General features: G+C 60.1%; 16 protein-coding genes. 7 read left to right on the plus strand and 9 right to left on the minus strand.

The features are described from left to right. The 4 genes from AC1D06_RS34020 to AC1D06_RS34035 form a co-directional block, all read left to right on the plus strand. Window positions 1–155 (plus strand): transposase (locus AC1D06_RS34020; protein WP_477990240.1); only part of this gene is annotated, 155 nt, incomplete at its 5' end. A gap of 333 nt (window positions 156–488) precedes the next feature. Continuing rightward, on the plus strand, window positions 489–2,315 hold the full coding sequence (locus AC1D06_RS34025) for a WG repeat-containing protein (RefSeq protein ID WP_477990218.1): 1,827 nt from the start codon (window positions 489–491) through the stop codon (window positions 2,313–2,315). A gap of 567 nt (window positions 2,316–2,882) precedes the next feature. Then, window positions 2,883–3,176, plus strand: a complete 294-nt coding sequence (locus AC1D06_RS34030) for a type II toxin-antitoxin system RelE/ParE family toxin (protein WP_477879736.1) — start codon at window positions 2,883–2,885, stop codon at window positions 3,174–3,176. Next, window positions 3,173–3,499: a helix-turn-helix domain-containing protein gene (locus tag AC1D06_RS34035; RefSeq protein ID WP_477879738.1), complete on the plus strand. Its 327-nt coding sequence runs from the start codon at window positions 3,173–3,175 to the stop codon at window positions 3,497–3,499. Before AC1D06_RS34030 ends, AC1D06_RS34035 begins: the two co-directional genes overlap by 4 nt. A 739-nt stretch (window positions 3,500–4,238) precedes the next feature. Here the strand turns inward: AC1D06_RS34035 and AC1D06_RS34040 are convergent. From AC1D06_RS34040 to AC1D06_RS34075, 8 genes are all read right to left on the minus strand, one after another. Then, window positions 4,239–4,907, minus strand: a complete 669-nt coding sequence (locus AC1D06_RS34040; protein ID WP_477990219.1) for a TetR/AcrR family transcriptional regulator — start codon at window positions 4,905–4,907, stop codon at window positions 4,239–4,241. Between the two features lie 324 nt (window positions 4,908–5,231). Further along, window positions 5,232–5,723, minus strand: a complete 492-nt coding sequence (locus AC1D06_RS34045; RefSeq protein ID WP_477879742.1) for a GNAT family N-acetyltransferase — start codon at window positions 5,721–5,723, stop codon at window positions 5,232–5,234. 207 nt (window positions 5,724–5,930) lie between these two features. After that, the gene (locus AC1D06_RS34050) at window positions 5,931–6,719 is read right to left on the minus strand and encodes a class I SAM-dependent methyltransferase (RefSeq protein WP_477990220.1); all 789 of its coding nucleotides are present in this window, start codon (window positions 6,717–6,719) and stop codon (window positions 5,931–5,933) included. Window positions 6,720–7,140: 421 nt separating this feature from the next. Continuing rightward, the gene (locus tag AC1D06_RS34055) at window positions 7,141–7,893 is read right to left on the minus strand and encodes a hypothetical protein (RefSeq protein ID WP_477879746.1); all 753 of its coding nucleotides are present in this window, start codon (window positions 7,891–7,893) and stop codon (window positions 7,141–7,143) included. Between the two features lie 73 nt (window positions 7,894–7,966). After that, window positions 7,967–8,224: a hypothetical protein gene (locus AC1D06_RS34060; protein WP_477879747.1), complete on the minus strand. Its 258-nt coding sequence runs from the start codon at window positions 8,222–8,224 to the stop codon at window positions 7,967–7,969. Window positions 8,225–8,616: 392 nt separating this feature from the next. Then, window positions 8,617–8,988, minus strand: coding sequence for a VOC family protein (locus tag AC1D06_RS34065; RefSeq protein ID WP_477990221.1), 372 nt, complete (start codon window positions 8,986–8,988; stop codon window positions 8,617–8,619). Window positions 8,989–9,067: 79 nt separating this feature from the next. Continuing rightward, window positions 9,068–10,306: an RNA polymerase sigma factor gene (locus AC1D06_RS34070; protein ID WP_477990222.1), complete on the minus strand. Its 1,239-nt coding sequence runs from the start codon at window positions 10,304–10,306 to the stop codon at window positions 9,068–9,070. After that, a complete protein-coding gene (locus AC1D06_RS34075) occupies window positions 10,303–10,665 on the minus strand; it encodes a YciI family protein (RefSeq protein ID WP_477990223.1) in 363 nt (120 codons plus the stop codon). The genes AC1D06_RS34070 and AC1D06_RS34075 overlap by 4 nt, the downstream gene beginning before the upstream one ends. A gap of 387 nt (window positions 10,666–11,052) precedes the next feature. On the opposite strand from AC1D06_RS34075, the gene AC1D06_RS34080 reads away from it, so the two are divergent. Then, a complete protein-coding gene (locus tag AC1D06_RS34080; protein ID WP_477990224.1) occupies window positions 11,053–12,141 on the plus strand; it encodes a hypothetical protein in 1,089 nt (362 codons plus the stop codon). A 33-nt stretch (window positions 12,142–12,174) separates the two neighbouring features. Here the strand turns inward: AC1D06_RS34080 and AC1D06_RS34085 are convergent, their stop codons facing one another. Continuing rightward, entirely contained in the window at window positions 12,175–13,044 is an 870-nt protein-coding gene (locus AC1D06_RS34085; RefSeq protein WP_477990225.1) for an SDR family oxidoreductase, read from the minus strand. Window positions 13,045–13,147: 103 nt separating this feature from the next. On the opposite strand from AC1D06_RS34085, the gene AC1D06_RS34090 reads away from it, so the two are divergent. Together AC1D06_RS34090 and AC1D06_RS34095 are read left to right on the plus strand one after the other, a co-directional pair. Then, window positions 13,148–14,038, plus strand: a complete 891-nt coding sequence (locus AC1D06_RS34090) for a LysR family transcriptional regulator (RefSeq protein ID WP_477990226.1) — start codon at window positions 13,148–13,150, stop codon at window positions 14,036–14,038. Window positions 14,039–14,506: 468 nt separating this feature from the next. Next, complete coding sequence (locus tag AC1D06_RS34095) at window positions 14,507–14,725, plus strand: DUF1127 domain-containing protein (RefSeq protein WP_477990227.1); 219 nt, start codon at window positions 14,507–14,509, stop codon at window positions 14,723–14,725. Window positions 14,726–14,815: the final 90 nt, after the last annotated feature.

Genomic DNA, 14,815 nt, shown 5'->3' on the forward strand with positions numbered 1-14,815 from the left:
GCCGATGGGTCTATCGGCAAAGAAATCTCGTCGAACGCTTCTTCAATAAGCTCAAACAATATCGAGCTATGGCAACACGTTACGACAAGAACCCAGCCAATTTCCTTGCCGCCGCCAAAATCATTGCTACCCGCATCTGGATCAACGCGTTATGAGTCTACGGCCTAGTGCCGCGTCCACCGTTTGGATGAGATTGCACGCGGATCTGCCTGTGGTCTCCTCCCCAGCCACAACCCGCTGCTCAACCCAAGATTCCGCATTTCCGCCACCGTTCGGACGACGCGGGCGCTGGGAGAATTCGCTACCGTCTCGTCTCCGGTGGAACGAGCCGGTAGAGCCGCAAATGTGTGCCCGAAAAACCAAGGCCGCTGCCTTTGGAAAAGTCCCGGCAATGCCTCCTGATCGGCTGCCATTTGCGAAGGTTCGACAAGTCACACTTCGAACATATTGCCGCACATTTCTGGTAGTGCTTTCATGGAGGGACAATCGTGAAGCATTGCGCAGAGATTTCAGCAATCCTCGTGGCAGCGTTCGCCAGCCTGCATCCGTTCACGGCAACGGCCGCAGCTGAGCGTCACAGCCCAGACTTGATCGCGAAGTGCGGAGGGACATACAATCTCTGCGGATATCTTGATAGCGAGAGCCACGAACAACGGATTCCACAAAAGTTCGAGCGGGCCTTCAATTTCTCAGAGGGACTGGCAGGCGTGCGCGTGGATGGCCGATATGGCTACATCACCACCTCAGGCAAGATGACCATCCAGCCAAAGTTCGATCTTGTGGGCGAGTTCAGGGATGGGCACGCTGAGGTGCTCGTTGGCGATAAAACCGGAATAATCGACACCGCTGGCAACTTCCTTCTGCAGCCGCAGTATGCCCGAGCGATCCCATTTGGCAGAGCGGCCGCGATTGTACTGCCCGGGAAATGGGTATCTCCTTATATGATGGGTGCCGAGCGGCTTGATACAGACGCTTTCCCCTCGACGAGTGAACGTTTCGCTCTTGTCGATTTGGCTTCGGGCAAGACGCTCAAGGACGGCCTGTTCATCACGGAGTTCGATTACAAGACCTATGTATGGGCCTCCCAGTTGGGTGGCCCGGGCGTCGGTTTGCTCGCCCCAGACGKATCGTGGAAAATCAAGCCGACATACATGGAAGTGTGGCGGCTGTTTCAGGGCCGCTCAATCGTCTGCATGTACGCGCCCGAGGACCGACGCGGCGATCCCAAATATGCGCACTGTGGGTCAGTCGACGAGAACGGTGAGATCGCGCTGCCATTGCAACCAACCTACATCAATGGATATTGGAATGGTCTGTACCGCATCTTCAGAAATCAAAAGCCAGGTCTGCTAACGGAAGCTGGCGTCCTGCTCGGCGGGCAAGTGTTCGATGATATTTCACCCAAGGAAACCGGGGACATCATTGAGGTCCAAAAAGACGGAAAATGGGTCGGTCTCACCCAGTCAGGGGAAATCGTCGCCAATCCCAATGACGGAAAAGTCCTGTTGGCTTGCCCGTCGGGTGTGAAGTTCATCTCCAAATCGCACGGCATGGAGGTCATTGGGCCTGATGGAGTTGCTACGGAGCCTTATGTTTTCAGCGACACCTTTCTCGGGCGATCCTGTGATTTTCCGATGACTGTCGGGCACAACGGCAAATACGGATTTCTGAGTTCCGAAGGAAAACTGCTCTTGGACCCGCCTTTCGTTGAGAACGGCTACTCCTTCGACAACGGGTTCGCGGGAGTGAAAAATGATGGCAAGTGGGGGATCGTGGACGAGAAAGGTAATTTCACCGTCACACCTCAATTTGACGAACTGCGGCCCGACGCAGGCCTGTATGTGGTGAAACGCGATAACCAGGAGTTCTGGATTGACGCACACGGCAACAGGCAATCCGAGCCGCACCGGGCACAAGACCGACACAAGACACTTCAATGCGGAGATGGAGGTGGCACGATCATCGGCAAAGAAGTGAATGGCCAAACTGTGTGGGGCCTCGCGGACGCTGAAGGAAAAACGATAGTCGAACCTCGCTACCGGGCAATAAGCTGTTTTGAGAATGGTCTGGCCTGGGTTCCAGTCGACGAGAAGAAAGCCTGGTGCGCGATAGACCGCTATCAAAGAATTCGCGAAAACGTGCAGTGCGTAACCAACTGGATAGCTAACCGTGTGTTTGATGCCGGTCCTGAGAAGATGTCCGATGACTATTATGAGAGTGGGGTTCTGTGGATGCGGGCCAACCTCGAATATGGGCTGGGATTGAGGAAAAGCCCCCCGCGAATAGTTGGGCACGGTGTTTCAACGTCGTTCTAGCGAAGCTGTCTTGAGCACGAACTGAGTTGGTTCGGGGCCGCCATGGTATTCAAGCGGGATCCGCCATGGTCCAGTGCCTGGGAAGCGCTCCGGCAAATTGGTCCTCAGTCGAGGGTCGGTTCACAAAACGCGTTCACTCACATCTCCCTTTCGGCGCGGAAGAATCCGCCCGGTCTGTGCAGATAAAAATGCTGTTCAGTCTGCGATTTCTTCGGTTTGGCTGGAATCAACGTTCAACGCCTGTGGTGGGGTCAAACGCCGGGCCAAAACACACTATGGCCTTCCCTGTGATTTGGGCGAAGGCAGTCCGCCACACCTTTTCACGGGTGTCGTCCTACTCCGTTGCGCTCATCGGCTCTCAAGCCTGTACCGCCCGAAAATTGAATTACGGCCTGACTGTTTTGCCAAGAAGAGAGGGGCGATTAAGAAAATGTCAGTTTTTTGTTGTCAGGATTATAGCACTAGAGCTATAAGAACAGGCCGCATATGGACACGCGAAAGCCCATTGAATGGATAGGTTCGTCCCTGGACGACCTGCGGAGCTTTCCCCCGCCTGTGCGGCGCGCCATGGGCCAAGCCATCGACGACGCGGAGCAGGGCAAGGAGCATTCCAGTGTCAAGGCCCTAAAGGGGTTCGGCGGCCGGAGCGTGCTGGAGGTTGTCGACGACTTCGACGGCGACACCTACCGCGCCGTCTACACCGTGCGCTTCGCGGGTGCCGTCTACGTGCTGCATGCCTTCCAAAAGAAGGCGAAGAAGGGGATAGCCACCCCGAAACACGAACTGGAGCTGATCCAGGCCCGTCTCAAGCGGGCCGAGGAACACTACAGGGAGAACTATACGAAAGGAGCCAGGACATGAGCGACGACATCACCGTGACCCGTGGTAGCGGCAATGTGTTTGCCGACCTTGGTTTGGACAACCCCGAGGAAGAGCAACTGAAAGCCCAACTCGTGCGGGAAATCCGCGACATCCTCAAAGGCCGCCGCATTACGCAGGCCAAGGCCGCTGATCTGCTCGGCCTGAAACAGCCGGACGTGTCGGCGATCGTCAACGGCCGCACCGAGAAATTTTCCATTGACCGGCTCCTGCGCTGCATTCGCAGCCTCGACCGGGAAATCACCATTACCACGCGGCCGAAGAGCCGTGCGAAAGCGGCACGGAGCGCACCAGCCGCGGCATAAGCGAGCGCTGGCGCGCTAGCTTCTAGCAGTGTCGTTGAGGAATGGGCCTATGAGATTTATCGCATCGCTTTTGTTTCTTGTCATGGCATCAGCAGCAATGGCTATAGGGCCAGCTGGGCCGCCCCCATGGTCGTGCTCTGTGGCCGCAGCATGCAGCGCTACGGACACTTGTGTCGCTCTATATGCCCTTCCAATGCGGTTTAAGCTGACACGAATCGAGGGGGATAGGTTCGACCTGGAGTATGACGGTTCCGAGCAAGCCGCGCTGATACTTCCCAGCTTGAGGGACGCGAGACAATTTGCCGAAACTTATGGTTCGTTTGAGCCTCCCCCGTTCATCTTAATCCCGAATGACAAGATTAGCGACACGCATAGCTTTTGGCTTCAGACCATCTTCCAGCGCGGCACTGGTCAGCGCTTCATCGCAGACGAAAAATTGCTTGTCGGTTGCAATAGCATTCGGAATTGATAGCCAAAAACAAAAAGTGGGCGGCATGGACAAGCCGTCAGGTTGCGTGCCGCACGTCGGACAGGACCGGCTCGCTATGCCGGCGAAACCGCGTGAAACGGCCACCTAGACAGCGGTTCCAACCGTTTTCAAATATCCTCTCGGGGGTGTGGTGGCAGACAGCCCCCACAGGGTACGTTGCCCGCGGCGTCGGTGTGAGGCACGGGGGGTGCAGCGGCTCGGAGGGGCCAGGGGGCTCGCCCCTGGTATCGTGCTCAGTCCAGCCGCAAATCACCCACCCAGCTCAGGATGGGCCGACAGATACGCCAGCGTTGCCTTCACCGCTTCGCCCYTGGCCTCGCGGAGCGTGAATGGCGACGATGTCACCCCATGGACGACGCCTTCGACCAGGCTCGGGAGCACGAACAGGATGCGGTTGATGTTTTCAGAGCCGGTTTCGGCGATGGCCTGCTCGAATGCCGCCCGCAGCGCGTAGCGAAAATGCTCCGGGCCTTCATTGACCGAGGCGGAAACGAGCTGGTGCAATTCTGTCGCGACGGAATGCAGATCGACAAGCTCCTCGACAAGATCGACCACAAATTCGCTGAAGGACGATGACGCGTGGGCGGCGATATTGCGCTCCAGCATCTCTCGAACGTCCCCGACATGCCGCTCATGCAAAGCCCTGAAAACCGAGCTCTTGTCCGGGAAATATTGATACAGCGAGCCGATACTGACGCCTGCGACCTCGGCGATACGGTTGGTCGTGACCGACGCGGCCCCGTGCCGTTTCACGACCAGGGGGACGGCAGCCAGCACATCCTCCACCGTTTGCCGCGAGCGCTGCTGCCTGGGGATGCGGCGGGCTGGAATGTTGGCGTCACTCATCATCGGGCGATGATACCGAGGCTGCGGGGGCAGGTAAAGGGCGATGGGGAGAACATTGTCGCTGCTGCACATGTCGACGGCCGCTTCGCAAATCAGGTGCCGGAGTGGAAGGACCAACACGCCGCGGCGTTTGGGGAATGTGGTTGAGCCCGCCCCAATGTCTTGAATGAGGTCGAGGCTCGACGTTCACGAACGCATGCAAGAATGACCGCGAATGGCGCGAAGCTGCCTTTGCTTGCTGGCCGGCTTTGGCCCAAACTGGACATCGCCTGGCGGTTTCCGGCCTCAAAGCGGCCACCGTGCGCTGGCTCGCCCCTGTTGACGTTTCCCCCGCGGTGAACACGGAGCGGCAGGGGGCACGCAATCTCTGATCTGGGCTGAGGGACCCGCCGGCGATCACAGCCGCTTGGCCATCCAGAGGTGCGGCTGGCCCTCGTCCTCGTAATCGACATCGCTGATCTCAGCATAGCCCTGCTTGGCGTACAGATCCTGCGCGTATTCCTGGGCATGCAGTTTTACCAGTCTGGCGCCGGCCTGGCGCGCTGCCTCGTCGCTCGCGGCGATGATCACGCTCGCCAAACCCCGGCGGCGAAATGCCGGCATCACAGCGACGCGGCCCAGCAGATACGTCTCCGCTGCCGTCACGCCCGCGTCGAGCGCGCATGTGGGCGATTGCGGGCTTTCTGGCGCAAGGGTGCGCTCCAATGGTTCCGGGAACAGGCGTGAGCACCCGGCCAGCTCGCCATCGATATAGAGCGTCAGGTGCACGCAGGAAGGGTTGTCGTCGATGCCGTCGAAGTCATTCGAGTAGCCTTGCTCGTCCATGAAGACAGCGCGCCGCACCGCAAAGGCGTCGTCGCGCGCGTTGATCCTGATCTGCCGAGACATAAAGGCCCCTTTATCCGCCTGTTTGCTTGCGCAGCATTATAACGGCAGGCAAGGCGTGTCACTCCTGTTTCCTGGTCCGATCGTTTCGGCGCGCCGTGTCACCTTATGGTTCGTCCGCTTGTGGCTCAAAGCTGCCCTGGCTCGTTGGCCGCCTGTGGCCCAATGCCGACATTCACCGAAGTTTGCGAGGCACACAACGCCGTTCAATTATTCCGGCACCGCACCCCGTATCGCGTTGGCTCGCGCACTATACGTTATGCGGCCGGCTGCATCCGTCGGCAAACGTGCACGCAGCCTCGACTTCAGCCCCTCCACGTCGCTGGCTGACATTGCCGCAACGATTGGCCGTATACTGCCGGTAATTGTGCTTGAATGCCAGAAATCGTCGAAATCGGCGAAGGTCCGTTCCACTGTGATTTCGCGGGTCTCGATGGCCTGAAGGCCCGCGTTGCTCCATAGATCGCGCATGACGTTCATGCGTGAGGCGTTGACGCTCGGTGGAAGCGGCGGCGTGATGCCCAGAGCGAGAAACTCAACCTGGATCGGATCGAACGGGAAGCCGCCCCCCAACATGTCCCAAGCGTATGTCGCAACCATGCCGCCTGGTCGAACCACGCGTACCATCTCCGCAACGCCTTTGGCTGGATCGGGAACGAAGAAAATCACCAAGGCCATAACTGCGGCATCGAAACGTGCTTTATCGAACGGCAACGCCATGGCATCACCCTGCCGAAACTCTACGCCAGATATTCCCTTCCGCGCGCGCGCAAACATCAGTTGCGCTTCGGATGGATCAATTCCCTGCACTTCACTTGGCGCTAACCGCTCGACAAGCAGTTCTGTGAATGCGCCGTTGCCGCAACCCACGTCGATCCACTTAAGTCCCAACGAGGGCGCCAGCCAGTCGAGGAACACTTGTCCTGCAAGCCGGCTCCAGACACCCATTCCGCGCTCATAGGCTGAACCATCATCAAAACGTATGGGCGCTTGGCTCATCGACATCCTCCGATACATGACACAAGTGCAGCATCGTCCGGGTTTGATCGGGAAAAACAGCGCGTGCCGATGAGCACCACCTTTGCACCAATAACGACCCGGCGACTTCCCTCAAGCGGTCCTTCTGCCTGACTGCTGGGCCGATGTCTATCGTTTCTGTGGCGTTGACCGGCCCGACGGAAGTGCGTGAATATAGCCCTGTCACTTGCGCTAATGGCGCCAAGCCACCGAGTGCGTTCGGCGGCCGTTGGCCCGAAGCGGACATCAACAAACCAGACCTATGCGTTATCAATGGACCCTTACGTGTGCGGTTAAGCGCCGCGTTTCGCACGGTCGACTAGAGGAACGATCAGAGGCACCGCTGTCGAGACCCGACGCGGCCAAAAGCTCGACTGGCGACACTCAATCGTCGACCTGGCCGTCACGGCTTTGGGTCGGAGCGCGCCGACCCGATCATTTCGCTGCCAATTTCAGCAGAGGAAGGCCAATGGCCTTGCCTGCTCGCGCGAAGGACCTCATAGTCATGCAGCCTGCTCAAGTCCGGCTGGACGGGCCGCCCGTCTTGAAGGAACACCGCACCTTCAAACTTCGACGGTATCGCGGCGACGAATTCTTCCGCCTCTTTGAGAAGTTGCTTGAATAAGCGCAGCGCCATACGTGCATCAACAGGCTCTCTGGTGATGACACGGTCGAAATCATCCTGAACATACACGCAGTTCCGCCTGAGGTCCTCGATGAGGCTTTCAGGCGTGAACCCCGGGTCTTTTGCAGGAGCCGCCCAGATTGCCGACGGAAGGCTAATGCCGCTCGCATGCAGGTGCAGAAGATCGATCAAGTCTCGAGGCTCCTTGCGTGATGCCGCAGCCAAGACCTTGTTTGTCGCGAGGTCGAAGATATCCAGGCGATAGCCGAATTCATCGTCAGCGACGGCCTCGAAGAACCGATAGTCACTGTCGACAGTCCATTCGAGTATGGTCTGCTCGCCGGCCTTGCTAATGATGGCTCGGAAAAACTCGGCTCGCTCGGCATCGAACAGAAATCCGAAGCCAGCTTCTTCCAGTGAAGCGCGATCTTTGGCGACCACCTCGGCCAGCAGACGCACGCGGTTATCGTTGCCCGCGAGATCGTTGAAAACGTCAATATCTTTGGAGAGTCGAAGGCTATTCCGGTTCATCATTATGCCTCCGGCGATATGTCTCCCCGGATGACGGTTCTGCGCGATCGCATGTAACGCTTCGCGCTGCGTCCTAGATATCGGCAAGACAAGCTTCTTCCAGTTGCACCGCCAACCGTCTGGACGACATGTTGCCCTCTCGCTTGAGCCGAGAAACCGCATCGAGGACATCCGAGAGACGAGGCGACGGCATTTCGTTGGTTGACCAGAAGCAGAGGGCACCAAATTCGGAGAATGCCTTGTGATAAAGCGCTGCGGCCGAAGAGCCTGCTTCTCTGTGCAAGGCTTCGGCTCCTAACTGCAAGAGTTCCTTTCGCGTGAAAGGTATCATGTCGAACTCCTTGACATCAAAATATGCCACGAGACATGATCTCGCAAGTGGCCGATACCGCGCTAGGCGGCTGGGACCGAACACGCCGCCAGTATTGAGCCACACACGAGACTTGGCACGACACACCCACTGTCGTGGTGTCGCTCGGTTTTGCCTATTATCTACGACATCCCGCGCGCGCCTTGCGTCGTGAATGCCTATGGCTCGACTGAAGCGATGCAGAAAGCAGTGGTCGACTGCCTTCTCGGCCGAACGCCGTTTCTCGGGCATTCGCCCGTCGATCTACGTCCGCTTGTGGCGCATCGGAGACGCGAAGCCTTGGCCGTTTCAGGCCCAAAGCAGCCATTGCTCTGGGCCTGAGACGTGATCGCCTGAAGCTGGCGACGAAGCCGTCAGCTGTTCACAAATCCCTCGGGAGGCTCAACCAGGTTGATGCGGTTGCCCTCGGCATCGAATATTTGCGCCACGCCGCCGAAATCACCCTCCACCCTGTTGATCAGTTGCAGGCCAAGGCGTGAAAGCCGCTCGCCCTCGGCCTCGAGCACCGGAACGACGATCGTCATGATCCCCTTGCCGGCGCGTTCGTCATCCTTCCAGATCTGCAGGCCGGCGCCTCCCATTTTACGCCACTGGGCCATGCCCGGTATCGGCTGGTCATCGGCAGGGCGTCCCATGAGTTTTTCATACCAGGCGAGTGCCGCGTCGAAATTGGAAACGATGGCGGACGCGTAGATGCCCTGTACAGTCATTGTCGTGGTCGTCATGTTGGTTCTCCTTGGTTGGACAAAGGGATGTCGCGCAGGAGTTCCCGATTTCGACAGGCGCCATGAAAAAAGCGCGCGGTCAGGGCAAGATTTTTGCGCGCTGCTCTTCGAGATGGCGCCGTTCCGCCTCCGACCAGCTGAGGCCGATGGCGATCGTGAAGGCTTCCGCCGCGTCGGCAAGCTTGCCGAGATCGGCGCAAATCCGCGCCCGCGCCGTCCAGTAGGGCAGGTAATCGGCCATCCGCGGGTCGCCGGCAAGCGCATCTATATCGCCGAAAGCCGCCTCTGCCTGGCCGGTCTGCACCAGAGCCGCGCACCGGTTGAGGGTCACGACCGGCGACGGCGCAATCTCGCCCAGCACATCATAGAGAGAAATCACGGCCTGCCAGTTCGACAGGCCGCTCATGCGGCGCGCAACATGGGCGGACTGGATCGCCGCCTCGATCTGGTAACGGCCGGTCGGTCCGTCCGCACTGGCCTCGCGCAAGAGACTTTCGGCGACGCGCAATTGCTCGAGATCCCAGAGCCCGACCTCCTGGCTGTCGAGCGGCACGAAGGCACCATCAGGCCCCCTGCGCGATGACCGGCGCGCCTCCGCATAAAGCATCAGCGCGAGAAGACCTTTCGGCTCCGGCTCTTGCGGAAGCAGCGATACGACCACGCTGGCAAGCCAGATTGCCTCTGGTCCAAGCGTTTCCGCCCCGTCAATCTCCATCCACCCGCTCGTATAGGCAGCGTAGATGCAGGCGAGCACCGGCGGCAGGCGGTGCGCCAGATCCTCCTTTTCAGGCACGAGAAACGGAATTTTCTCATCCTTGATCCGCGCCTTGGCTCTGACAAGCCTCTGGCTCATGGCCTTTGGAGAAACGAGAAACCGCGCCGCGATATCTGCCGCCGTCAGGCCGAGCACGGTCTGCAGCATCAGCGGCGTTCGCGCCGCAGCATCGATGTCGGGATGGGCGCAGGCAAACATCAGCGCCAGCCGCCTGTCGGCGATCTCTTCATTGTGCTCCGCCGCTGCCGCAATTTCCCTGGCGATCAGATCGAGATGATCGGCATTGCCGGCCCTGACCTTGTCCTTGCGCCAGTCGTCGAGCTTGCGCCTGCGCGCGATGGTCAACAGCCAGGCATCGGGGTTGTCAGGCACGCCCTCGACAGGCCACTTCTCGAGCGCCGTGAGGAAGGCCGCCGCGAGTGCATCCTCGGCGGAGGCGAGATCGCCCGAGCGTCCGCCAAGATAGGCGACAAGGCGGCCATAGCTCTCGCGCGCCACCCGCTCCGCCACGGACCGGGCAAGGATGGAACCCGAAACCGTCATCCGGCATATTCCGACGCGTCCCTGATACGGCGAACCTCGATCGCTCCCCAGGTTGCGGCAGGACAGCGCGCCGCCCATTTGTTGGCTTCATCGATATCGGCGACGTCGATGACATAGTAACCGCCGAGCTGTTCGCGGACATCGGCATAGGGTCCGTCCAGAACACTGACCTCATTTCCTCGAACGCGAACGACGCTCGCCTCGGAGGAACCGACGAGCGCGCCGGTGGCGACGAATGCCGCCGCTTTCTCCAGCGCCTGCTTATAGGCATACATCTGGCCCATGAACCGCGCCATGTCCTCCGGCGTCACGGCCTTGCCGGCAGCTTCGTCGGCATGCAGCATCAGCATGTAGCGCATTGTGTTCTGTCCTCAATGAAAGCCGAGTTGCTGCGGCAACGAGCGTCGAGAATAACAATCCGGGTGGCGGAAGGGAACGGCCTTTGACGGTTGCCGTGTCGGCTTATGGCGCGAAGCAGGAGTGATTTCCGCATTTGGCCCAGACTTTGTCGTCGGGGGGTGGGATTGCAAAATGCCCTTCCTGACGGACATTTCCGTAGGGGAGAGCAGTTTTTCACAAACAGCCTTCTCGGCCAATGCGAGACGCTTTGCCCAAACCGTTTCCAACCGTCACGTCACCGTTGATGCATGGAACGCCCAGACACCGGCTCGAATAAAACTCCGCATCTCCCCGTCATCACACGGATTTTCCAAGCGAATTCCTTTCCGAGGGCTGGGGTTGCCAAGATGACGCACACCAAGGTTCGGCTGCACGGCCTCTCGGCCGCCATCGCGTTGATATTTTCCCTCTGCGCGCCGCATTTTCTCCGGGCGGACGAAGCCGCGTGGCCGAAGCTTGATGGTGGGTCCAAGGACAGGATCTGCACGGATGCCCTGGCGATCGCCCGTGCCACCTATGACTCCGACAACGCCTATCTCTACGCGCCGCCCACTATCCCGAAGGACATCGGCAGCATGCTCGTGCTTCAGCCGAAGGCCACCGATATTTCTGAGGGGGATGCCCTGATTGCCGATCCCGGCGCCTTCCGGAAAAATCCGCAGACCGACACGGATGGCGACGCGTCGCCCAGCCTCTATTGGCAGGTCAAGCCTGATCACGGCATGCGCTTCGTCATCTATGAGGAGCCCTTTGGCTGGCGCGGCGAGCAGTACGCCCTGTTTGCACTGACGAGCGATGTCGCGGCGGACAAGTTCCTGGCCGGTTACAAGCGGGAGCCGAAGACCGATGTCTTCAAGCCCCTGGCCGGGGAAGGCTGGCGACCGCCGCTGGTGTTGCAGGAAAAGGCAACGGGCGATCTCTGGTCGATCGATGTCGGCGCGCCCTATATTTTCCTGAGCGATTGGAACATCTACTCCATCGGCTCGGACGGCGCAGCCCGACGCTGCAGCATTCATTTTCACCCACAAGCCAAGAGCGAGCTCGATCTCCTTCCATCACCGGTGCGAAAATTGGCGACACTGCTCGACGGAACCTTGGGAAAGGGCGAAAACGAAGGGACGCTCGCGCCAACCGCCGGGCTTCGGATCGACGTCATGCATATATGGGGCAATGTCGCAATGCGGCCATGGGCGGCGGTGAAATCCGAGCCCCACAACAGCCGTCAAGAGGTTGACGCCGGACTGAAGGCCTGGTCGCACCAGGCCAAGAGTTTTGGCAAGCTCTATCGGGAAATCATGGCGCAATATCCCAGGGCTGAGCACGCCCTGGCCAAATTCTACCGCGTCGAATATCGCAAGAGCGCCGGCGAGGCCGATGCCATGGCCAGACAGGCCCTCGACATGGCCTTCCGAACCTATTTCACATTTTCAGGGTAGAGGCTGGGCATCATCGCGGCAATCAGCCGTGCCTCAGGCCGAGGCGGCGAGCGCCGATGCGAAGTCGCGATAGCGATGCAGCGGACGGCCGAGGATCCTGGTCAGGCGCTCGACATCGCCCGCTTCGGGGATCATGCCTTCGCGGACATAACGCTCGGCCATCAGCCGCATCTCATAGGCCATCCATTTCGGCATGAAACGCGCAAGGTTCTGCTCGAAGGCGGAGGCATCGTCGCCGCCATAGACGATCGGGCGGCCCAAAGTCTCCGACCAGATCGCGGCCAGGTCCGTGCCTGTCAGCGTGTCCGGGCCGACCAGATTGATGGTTTCGATCGGCAGTTTGCCCGGCGCCTGGTCGCGGCGCATCAGTTCTATGGCGGCGACTTCGGCAATGTCGCGCGCATCGACCATGGCGACGCCCTTGCCGCCGATCGGCATCGGATAGACGCCGTGATTGAAGATGACATCCTTGATCATCAGGTCATTGTCGATGAAATAGGCGGGACGCAGGATGGTGGCGCTGAAGCCCATCTGCTGGATCATCCGCTCGGCACCCGCCTTCACCGCAAAGTGCGGCACGTTGACGAACCGCTCGCTGTGCAGGACCGACAGGTAAACGACCCGCTCGACACCGGCCTCGCGGGCGATGTTGAGCGTGATCAATGCCTGGGTGAATTCGTCTCCCGCCACCGCATTCAGGAGAAACAGCGTGCCGACGCCGGCAAATGCGGCACGCAGGGCGTCGATGTCGAGCAGGTCGCCCTGCGCGACCTGGATGCCGGCCGGAAAGTCGGCCTTCGCGGGATCGCGGACGAGGACACGAATGTCGGCGCCGCGATTGAGGAGCTGCTGGACGACATGGCGGCCGACGCGGCCGGTGGCGCCTGTAACGAGAATGGTCATGTGATTTTTCCGTGGTTGCGTGTTGAAGACATGATCAATATGAGTGGATCACAATCGAACCGATAGACGCTTAATTTGGACTGACTGTCTCACAGGTGGAACAATGGATCTGCTCGCCCTCGCCGATTTCGTCATCGTCGCCCGCCATGGCGGGTTTGGACGCGCCGCCCGCGCCGCGGGGCGCCCGAAGGCCACGCTATCGCGCCGGGTGGGGGAGCTTGAGGCGAGCCTTGGCCTGCGGCTGTTCGAGCGCGGCGCGCGGATGCTGAAGCTGACGGAGGAAGGGCGGGCGCTGCATGAGCGGGCGGGCGCGCTGCTGACCGAACTCGACGAGACGGCGGCGGCCATCGCCTCGGGCGGCGACAGGCCGCGCGGGCGGCTGCGGATCAGCGCGCCCTTGCTGTTTTCCCAGACGGCGATGGGCAAACTGGCGGCCGGTTTCGCGCTGAGATATCCGCAGGTCCGCCTCGAGATCACCACGGAGGATCGCGTCGTGGACATGGTCGAGGAAGGCTATGACCTGGTGATCCGCGTCAATCCCGACCCGGATGAGAGCCTTGTCGGACGGATTTTCCTGCGCGACGCATTGGTCATTGCGGCGAGCCCCGACATTGCCCGCCCGGCGGACGGCGCGGTGGTGCCGGTCGTCGTCCGCGGCGCGCCGGACCAGGCCAGGGCCTGGACGATGACGACGCCGGCCGGGCCGGCAAGCATGGCCATCGATCCCGTTCTCGGCCTCTCATCCTTCAATATGGTCCGCGACGCCGTGCTGATGGGCGTCGGCGCGGCGCGTCTGCCGCTGTCCCTGGTCAGCCGCGATCTCGCGGCCGGCACACTGGTCCGCTGGGGGAATGTCGATGGGCCTGAGACCCGGCTCTGGGCGCTCTATCCGTCGCGACGGCTGCTAAGCGCCCGCGTCTCCGCCTTCCTCGATTATCTGAAGGAAGCGTTTCCCCTGGGGACGGCCGAGGAACTGGCGGCTTATCTGGCTTAGAACGTGTCGCAAGAGGCGAGGCTTTCCTGCCGCCAGCATATAGCGGGAAAACGCCGACATCCCGCACGACAATTATGCAACCCAGATCCACTGTTGCAGTCCTGCAACGCAACAGTGGCAAAGTCTGCAATTCGCACTTGCAGTCTTGCCGTTTGTCAGATCGCGTGCTAATAAACAGCATCCGCAATTCAAACAGAGGAGGCGGTAGATGACATCTATTTCGAATGCACACGCACCTCTTTGCGGACCGGCTATTATGGCCTGGCCATGCCAGGTGATCCGATATAGCCGAAATTACACCCGAGCCTCGTAATCTCGGCTGTTCCGCCAATAGGCATTTCCTAACTTAGCGTGACGTGACCGGCTGGCGGAGCGATTTCCGCGTCTCCGCATCGGCGCGTCCCTCCCAGCAAGAGGACCTGGCTGCGTCGCTGCGCCAGGACAGAAGTCATGCACAAAAGACAATCCTTGGTTGTCGATCGACTGAGTGCGTCGATTGAGGAACTACACCAGGCCTTTGGTGCCTGGAATATCGCCATGGCGCTCTTCCGGGCCATCCGGAAACAGAGCCAGACAACGAACCGGATCTCCCATCTTTCCGATCGCATGCTCCGTGATCTCGGGCTTCCGGAAAGAAAAGAAGACCCTGTCGAACGCTTCGTCCGTCCTTGGAAGACCTGGCTTTGACCGCGGTTTCGGCCTCGGCGCCTTCGGGCGCCGGGGCGTTCCCCGATCCTCTATCATGTCGCCAACCCCTGATACGGCTGGCAGGCGTGT

Source organism: Rhizobium sp. P2_G2 (assembly GCF_056403555.1).

What these genes read in the sequence shown, in the direction of transcription:
- AC1D06_RS34030 (WP_477879736.1), top strand. Translation starts at nt 2,883, where the DNA reads ATGGGCCAAGCCATCGACGACGCGGAGCAGGGCAAGGAGCATTCCAGT.
- AC1D06_RS34035 (WP_477879738.1), top strand. Translation starts at nt 3,173, where the DNA reads ATGAGCGACGACATCACCGTGACCCGTGGTAGCGGCAATGTGTTTGCC.
- AC1D06_RS34045 (WP_477879742.1), bottom strand. Translation starts at nt 5,723, where the DNA reads ATGTCTCGGCAGATCAGGATCAACGCGCGCGACGACGCCTTTGCGGTG.
- AC1D06_RS34050 (WP_477990220.1), bottom strand. Translation starts at nt 6,719, where the DNA reads ATGAGCCAAGCGCCCATACGTTTTGATGATGGTTCAGCCTATGAGCGC.
- AC1D06_RS34055 (WP_477879746.1), bottom strand. Translation starts at nt 7,893, where the DNA reads ATGAACCGGAATAGCCTTCGACTCTCCAAAGATATTGACGTTTTCAAC.
- AC1D06_RS34060 (WP_477879747.1), bottom strand. Translation starts at nt 8,224, where the DNA reads ATGATACCTTTCACGCGAAAGGAACTCTTGCAGTTAGGAGCCGAAGCC.
- AC1D06_RS34065 (WP_477990221.1), bottom strand. Translation starts at nt 8,988, where the DNA reads ATGACGACCACGACAATGACTGTACAGGGCATCTACGCGTCCGCCATC.
- AC1D06_RS34070 (WP_477990222.1), bottom strand. Translation starts at nt 10,306, where the DNA reads ATGACGGTTTCGGGTTCCATCCTTGCCCGGTCCGTGGCGGAGCGGGTG.
- AC1D06_RS34075 (WP_477990223.1), bottom strand. Translation starts at nt 10,665, where the DNA reads ATGCGCTACATGCTGATGCTGCATGCCGACGAAGCTGCCGGCAAGGCC.
- AC1D06_RS34080 (WP_477990224.1), top strand. Translation starts at nt 11,053, where the DNA reads ATGACGCACACCAAGGTTCGGCTGCACGGCCTCTCGGCCGCCATCGCG.
- AC1D06_RS34085 (WP_477990225.1), bottom strand. Translation starts at nt 13,044, where the DNA reads ATGACCATTCTCGTTACAGGCGCCACCGGCCGCGTCGGCCGCCATGTC.
- AC1D06_RS34090 (WP_477990226.1), top strand. Translation starts at nt 13,148, where the DNA reads ATGGATCTGCTCGCCCTCGCCGATTTCGTCATCGTCGCCCGCCATGGC.